Here is a 7,252-nt window from a genome sequence, read left to right on the forward strand (position 1 = left end):
TGACGTGGTTTGAAGAGATTTTCGAAGAGTATAAATAGTAAACAAAAAGGAGCGCTGAGCTCCTTTTCTTTGTGATTATAAGGTTTTTTCTTGTTCTCTCACAACCAGCAAATCGACCTTAGCATGGCGGAGGATGTATTCAGATGAAGAGCCGACTAAGAGGCGTTCAAAGGCGTTGAGACCGGTTGCGCCAAGGAGGATGAGGTCCACTTCCTCAGCATCGGGAATAGTACGTGCCAGTAGGGTCTTTGGATTTCCCATTTCAATGACGATATGAACATCGGCCACACCAGCATCTTTAGCACGTTTTTCGTACTCTTTCATCAGACTTTCAGCGTCGACTTGGAGTTGTTCGTAAACTTCAGCATCAAAGGTGGATACGCTTTGGAGAGCGCGTGTGTCAATGACATGGGCGATGGTGAGTTTAGCGTCGTTTCGTAGAGCAGAATGAACTCCCTTGACAAAAGCCAAGTCTGCTTCCTTAGAACCATCGATTGCGACCATGATATTTTGGTAACGTTGTGTCATAATGAAACCTCCTGAAATTTTCTTACTACAATTGTAAACCTTTTCACTATAGAAGTAAAGCAAAAAAAGTATTTTTCAAAAAATGTTAGCGCTTGACATATGTATGTATATATGTTAAAATATATAAAAAAGAGTGAGAGTAAAGATAGAATATATTGGAGAGGAGTGGTTATGAAAAACTCTTTTCAAGAATCAAAAAAAATAAATTTCCTTTATTATGGAATCATCTTAGCTTCGGTCTTGGTAGAAGTGATTATGATCTGGCAATTAGAGAGTCTGGTACCGCTTCTTTATCCAGGTTTTGTTGGCTTTTTAGTCTTTCATGTATTCTACCATCTGGTATTATTCCTAGTCGCTAAAAGAAGTGGTCGCTGGGATCACTTGATGATATGGGGGCTCTTCCTCATGTTTAATCTTCTTTATGACTCCTTTTTAGGCTTGCTTTTTCTAGGTTTATCTTTTGGTATGTGATCTTTCTTTGGCAAAACATCTGCTATTTCACTTGTCTTGACCTCGCTTTTAGCGAGGGTTTTCTTCTATATAAATCTAGTAACAGCTTCCAGCAAACTTGTCGCATTCTTTTTCTAGTGGTATAATGTTACTAGTCTGATGAATGGAGGAAACAAGATGAAAGAATATAACAAGTCTAGTAAGTTAGAGCATGTTGCTTATGATATCCGTGGTCCGGTTTTGGAAGAAGCCATGCGGATGCGAGCAAATGGAGAAAAGATTTTACGTCTGAATACAGGAAATCCAGCAGAATTTGGTTTTACAGCGCCAGATGAGGTCATTCATGACTTGATTATGAATGCGCGTGATAGTGAAGGATATTCTGACTCCAAAGGGATTTTTTCAGCCCGTAAGGCCATCATGCAGTACTGCCAACTGAAGAAATTCCCAAACGTAGATATTGATGATATTTACCTTGGAAATGGTGTCAGTGAGCTGATTGTCATGTCCATGCAGGGGCTTTTGGACAATGGAGATGAGGTCTTGGTGCCTATGCCCGACTATCCTCTCTGGACAGCGGCTGTCAGCCTAGCTGGGGGAAATGCCGTTCACTATATCTGTGATGAAGCTGCAGAATGGTACCCTGATATTGCGGATATCAAGTCAAAAATCACTTCCAATACCAAGGCAATCGTCCTTATCAATCCAAACAACCCAACTGGAGCCCTTTATCCGAAGGAACTCTTGCTGGAGATTATTGAGATTGCCCGTCAAAACGACTTGATCATCTTTGCGGATGAGATCTATGATCGCATGGTCATGGATGGGCATGTGCATACGCCTGTGGCGAGTCTGGCACCGGATCTCTTCTGTGTCAGCATGAATGGTCTGTCAAAATCGCATCGTATCGCTGGTTTCCGTGTGGGTTGGATGGTCCTGTCTGGCCCTAAGACTCATGTTAAGGGCTATATCGAAGGGCTCAATATGCTGTCCAATATGCGCCTTTGCTCTAACGTTTTGGCCCAACAAGTCGTCCAAACCTCCTTAGGTGGTCACCAATCAGTCGATGAATTGCTCCTTCCTGGTGGACGGATTTATGAACAAAGAAACTTCATCTACCATGCCATTCAAGAGATTCCAGGTTTGTCTGCCGTTAAACCCAAGGCGGGTCTCTATATCTTCCCCAAAATCGACCGCAATATGTACCGTATCGATGATGATGAGCAGTTTGTCCTTGATTTCTTGAAGCAGGAAAAGGTGCTCTTGGTTCATGGTCGCGGTTTTAACTGGCAGGAACCAGACCACTTCCGTATCGTTTACCTTCCTCGTGTCGAGGAACTAGCCCAAATCCAAGAAAAGATGACTCGTTTCTTAAAACAGTATCGCAGATAGGGCTTACATGAGAAAAAGCTGGAAACATTTGCCTAGAGCTATTGACAAAAGTGACAGAATCAGATAGAATGGTAAAGTATGTTTAGTAACTGATCACTTTATAGCCGGCTAAACGAATACAAAATCTATGAGGAGGTATTCATCGTGAAACGTACTTATCAACCAAGTAAACTTCGTCGTGCGCGCAAACACGGATTCCGTAACCGTATGTCAACTAAAAATGGTCGTCGCGTATTGGCAGCTCGTCGTCGTAAAGGACGCAACGTTTTGGCTGCCTAGTCCAAACCACGGAGAAGGAAAGTCAGTAGGAACTCGAGTCTACTGGCTTTTATTGTGCTTAAAAATAGGGGCAAGAGTAGATGAGTCCGGTGTCAAAGATAGAGTAGCTGGAAGCTAGGAAAGTAGATAGCGACTGCTAAAACAGTTTTAGAAATTGCTTTGCATTTCCTAATCAATCTGTTGCGTTTTTATTTCCTTTCGCTATAGATCTGTCTGGTAAAGGAAGGGCTCGTCATAAGCTATAGTAGATTGAAACGAGAATAGGACACCTCTACTTCTAAAACATTGTTAGAAATCGATTTGACTGTCCTGATCGATTTGTCCTGTTCTTATTTCATTTCACTATAGTTGAACCATCTCATTTTTAGGAGGGCTGGATGGCTAACTTCCTTATAGAACTTTCAGTGAGATTCAGCGATGAAAAAAATGATAAAAGTGTCAGGGTAAGTGTTGACTAATTTTATCAAAGTGGTATAATGTAGCTGTGATAGCTGTGATATTATAGTTGCTTGAGGCTTAAGGGTGACCTAGTCTCATCTCCTATCATTTACTCACTAGTAAGAATCACGGTGCTGTTTCTAGCTTCACTCTCTGAAGGAGTGGGAGTTGGGAAACTTATTTTTTATTATATCATTAGTCTTCTAAGGAGGTAACATGGAAGATAAATCGAATTCACTCAGTAGGGTAAAGCGCCATCAACGCGAAAAAGTCTTGCGCTTCTCTATTCGTAAATATAGCTTTGGTGCAGCTTCTGTTGCGGTTGCGGCTCTTATGTTTATGGGGGCCAACGTCGTGAGTGCAGATAGCCCAAGCCAAAACACGTCGTCATCGACTACTGGTCTAGCTAGCCCGAAAGATGGGGAGCAGTCGTCTGAAGCAGGGCAGGCAAGGGATGAAAATCAAGCCGAAGTAGCCAGTGAGCCTTCAGCAAATAAGGAAGCTCAACCTGCTGAAGAAAAAGCTGCTACAGTTGATAGCAGCCGCTTGAGCAAGCTAATGGAAGAGGTAAGTGCTCTTCTTTCTACCGACTCGAAGCACGATCCTTCAGTTGTAAGTCCTATTAAGGAGCGACTTCAAAAAGGGAAAGAATTATTAGCCCGTGCTGATGCAGGTCAAGGGGATCTTGACAGTCTTGCTGAGAAGTTGGAAAAAGACTTGGCAGTCTTATCAAGTTCTTCTAAAGAAGAAAGTCAGCCGCAGGCAAGTGAATCAGCGGATAAAAATGCCTCTTCTGAAAGGAGCGACCATAAGGAGGAGGGTTCAGACAGGGCTGCTTCTGCATCTGTGCCAGAAGATAAACCTAAGAAATCTAGAAGATCTAAGAGGGCTTTGGAACCTATCCCGAATACTGTTAACGAAGGTGCTTTGTCTGATGTCAGATACTTTGCTTCTGTTGATCCATCTACTAACAAAGGTCAAAATACAAGGAATGATGATCCAGATTTTACTAGTGATAAGACAGTAATCAGAGCAAATTTTAAGGAAGAAAATGGACAAAAATGGATGGTCTACGATGTCTTCTTTAATAACGATGGAAAAAGAATGGTGAGTCGCTCATACCAGCAACAGTATTATTTCCAAGCTCCGTTTAATATCATGCACTCCTCTAACACGGTAAAAGACTTGAGTTTCACACGATACAAGAAATTTGATGGAAGAAGGCTTTCTGATGGGAATATCGGATTCCAAAAATATGGAGAGACAGCCTTCATCGATAAACAGTGGGAACAGAAGCCATATATCTTTAACAATGATTATATCAGTTTGTATGATCCACGTTCAGGAGTAACTAGAGATAACCAGCGTTGGGATGTATTCAAAAATAACCAAGAAAATTCTGTTCTGAATACTCTTACCAAAAAACCAGACGGTAAGTATCCAGACTTATCATATTATTTGGGGATTAAGGTTGGAGAACAAAGTATAGATTATGCTGTTCATATGCATGCGAAGATTAGACTTAAAGACGATGTGACTGCTGATGAAGCAGCTAGATACGGTCATGTCTACGCTGCCACGACAACATACGGAAAAACGACTAATCAGTCATATATTGTGGGAGCATTGGGTGCCAGATTAGAAACGACCACAGAGGCAGAAACCTACCCTATCAAAGGTAGTTCACACACCAAAACGGTGGGAGATAGTCTTCCAAATACAGATAACCCTGTAGGTGATGGCTATATCACTTCAAAAAGTGGTAAAGACTTCCCGTCAGGAATGAATTGGAACTGGGAAGGTGGTCGTAAACCAAGTACAGATCAAGCTGGAGTCTTTACTTATAAAGTAATTGCTACCTACAGTGATCAGTCATCATCAGAAAATGCCAACTCTGGTTCAGACGGAACTGTTAAGCTTACAGTTAAACCTAAAAAACCGACTATTACAGGCTTTGAGAATAAGAAAGGTCTCACTGGACAACAACTTACAGTGAATGTAGGAAGTGGAGTGCCAAAAGGTTCTAAAGTTAATATTTACGATGGAACTAAGCTGATCGGAACTGGAACAACTGATGGAGAGACTGCAACCGTTACAGTTGAAGGAGCTTTACCAGGTTCTCCTATTACTGCTGAAACCATTGTTAACAATGGTGGAGAGGTGAAATCAGAACGAAGTGACGCTGTAACACCAACAGAAGCACCAGACAAACAAGCCCCAACCTTGACCATCACACCAGCAAGCCAAACGGTAACAGAAGGTGAATGGGTAACATTTACAGTTACAGCAACAGATGATAAGAAGGCTAAGCTGGATGTTAGTGATATACTAACAAAATATGGTGATAGATTTAACACGGGGAAAGCATTTGTAGACGCATCAGGAACTACAGATACTAATCAAATCAGAAAAATCACCCTTAAAGCCCTACCAGAAGATGTTGGTACACATACAATTACCTTCAAGGCTACTGATGAAGCAGGGCACTCAGCAGAACCTGTGACCTTTACTTTCACTGTCACAGCTGGGGATAAGACGGGGCCAACCATTACAGCAGCAGATGCTACAGTAACTAAAAACGAACCAATTACTCCAATCCCTGTAACAGCTGTAGATAATACAGGTGGTGTTGGCTTGCGTGATAATAATCCAATAGAGGTAAGCAATTTACCACAAGGATTAAAATATGAAAATGGCAAGATTACAGGGACTACGAATGCTGCGACAGGATTCTATACTGTAAAAATTAAAGCATATGATAAAAATAATAATTCTTCAGAAAAAACAATAAAAATCACTGTTGAAGAGCAAGCTAGCAAATATAATCCGACAGGAGAAACATTAACAGTTCCGTATAACCATAACATTACGGATGATGAAGTGAAGGCAAAAGTACAAAACTTTGCTCCAGGAACTTTAACGGTACAAAGTAAACCGTCAACAAATACATCAGGTAATGTAGGAAATGCGGTAGTGAAAGTAACATACCCAGATGGTTCACATGATACAGTAAATATTCCAGTAGTTGTAGGACGTCCAAATAAAGATGATTACACACCGAAATACAATGATGGAAATGGCAAACCAGGAACTAAGGTAGAAATTCCATTAACAGAAGAGAACGGTAAGAAAATTCCAACAGGAACAACCTTCGAAAGTGACCAACCAGGAGTTATCACAGTAGATAAAGATGGAAAAGTTACTGTCACAATTCCAAAAGAAGCTAAACCAGGAGACAAGATTACCGGCAAAGTAACGGTAACCTATCCAGATGGCTCGAAAGAAGAAGTTCCAGTAACGGTTACAGTAGGTGAACAAGATAAAGATATCTACACACCGAAATACGAAGATGGAAATGGCAAACCAGGAACTAAGGTAGAAATTCCATTAACAGAAGAGAACGGTAAGAAAATTCCAGATGGAACAACCTTCGAAAGTGGAACACCAGGAATCACAGTAGATAAAGATGGAAAAGTTACTGTCACAATTCCAAAAGAAGCTAAACCAGGAGACAAGATTACCGGTAAAGTAACGGTAACCTATCCAGATGGATCGAAAGAAGAAGTTCCAGTCAAAGTAACGGTAACAACACCAGCTCGTAAGACACCAACAGTAGAGTTGTCACAAGATCCTACTACAGGTGACGTTACAGTAACACCTAAGAAACCAGATGGCTCAACTTATCCAGAAGGAACAATCGTAGAACTTCCAGGTAAGGATGGTCGTCCAATTAAAGTGACGATTGGAGCAGATGGTTCAGCTAAGGTTCCAAATGATCAATTACCAGATACTACGGTTGTAGGTAATGCTAAGATTACAGAACCAGGTAAAGCAGCTGTGGAAGTTCCTAATGTAACAACACCAGCTAAGGTAACACCAGCAACACCAGAAACTGAAAAACCAGGTAAGATTGAAATTACTCAACAACCAAATGGAAATGCGATTGTAACACCTAAGAAACCAGATGGCTCAACATACCCACGAGGAACTAAGGTAGAAATCCCAGGTGAAAATGGAACAACAATCACAGTCACAATTGGCGACAATGGTTCAGGTGAAGTGCCAAATGACAAGCTTCCGAAAGGTGCTGTGCCAGGAAAAGGAAGAGTCACTGAACCGAACAAGAAACCATCACAACCAGTGGATGTAACAACACCAGCTCGTA

At 41.4% G+C, this 7,252-nt stretch carries 5 protein-coding genes; 4 read left to right on the top strand and 1 reads right to left on the bottom strand.

Going from position 1 to position 7,252, the window contains the following annotated elements; genetic code table 11:
- Positions 1–75: 75 nt before the first annotated feature.
- On the bottom strand, positions 76–528 hold the full coding sequence (locus tag HT715_RS06385; protein ID WP_000194272.1) for a universal stress protein: 453 nt from the start codon (positions 526–528) through the stop codon (positions 76–78).
- Between the two features lie 171 nt (positions 529–699).
- Between HT715_RS06385 and HT715_RS06390 the strand changes: the two genes are divergently transcribed.
- The 4 genes from HT715_RS06390 to HT715_RS06405 all read left to right on the top strand — a co-directional run.
- Positions 700–999: a hypothetical protein gene (locus tag HT715_RS06390; protein ID WP_050228963.1), complete on the top strand. Its 300-nt coding sequence runs from the start codon at positions 700–702 to the stop codon at positions 997–999.
- 156 nt (positions 1,000–1,155) lie between these two features.
- Positions 1,156–2,370 (top strand): pyridoxal phosphate-dependent aminotransferase, encoded by a 1,215-nt coding sequence (locus tag HT715_RS06395; RefSeq protein WP_054388433.1) that lies wholly within the window; start codon positions 1,156–1,158, stop codon positions 2,368–2,370.
- Between the two features lie 144 nt (positions 2,371–2,514).
- Entirely contained in the window at positions 2,515–2,649 is a 135-nt protein-coding gene (gene rpmH / locus HT715_RS06400; RefSeq protein WP_000831907.1) for a 50S ribosomal protein L34, read from the top strand.
- Between the two features lie 654 nt (positions 2,650–3,303).
- A partial coding sequence (locus HT715_RS06405) for a YPDG domain-containing protein (protein WP_172922870.1) occupies positions 3,304–7,252 on the top strand: 3,949 nt, incomplete at its 3' end.

The sequence above is a fragment of the Streptococcus sp. 4155 genome, assembly GCF_013276695.1.
Classification (GTDB): Bacteria; Bacillota; Bacilli; order Lactobacillales; family Streptococcaceae; genus Streptococcus; species Streptococcus pseudopneumoniae.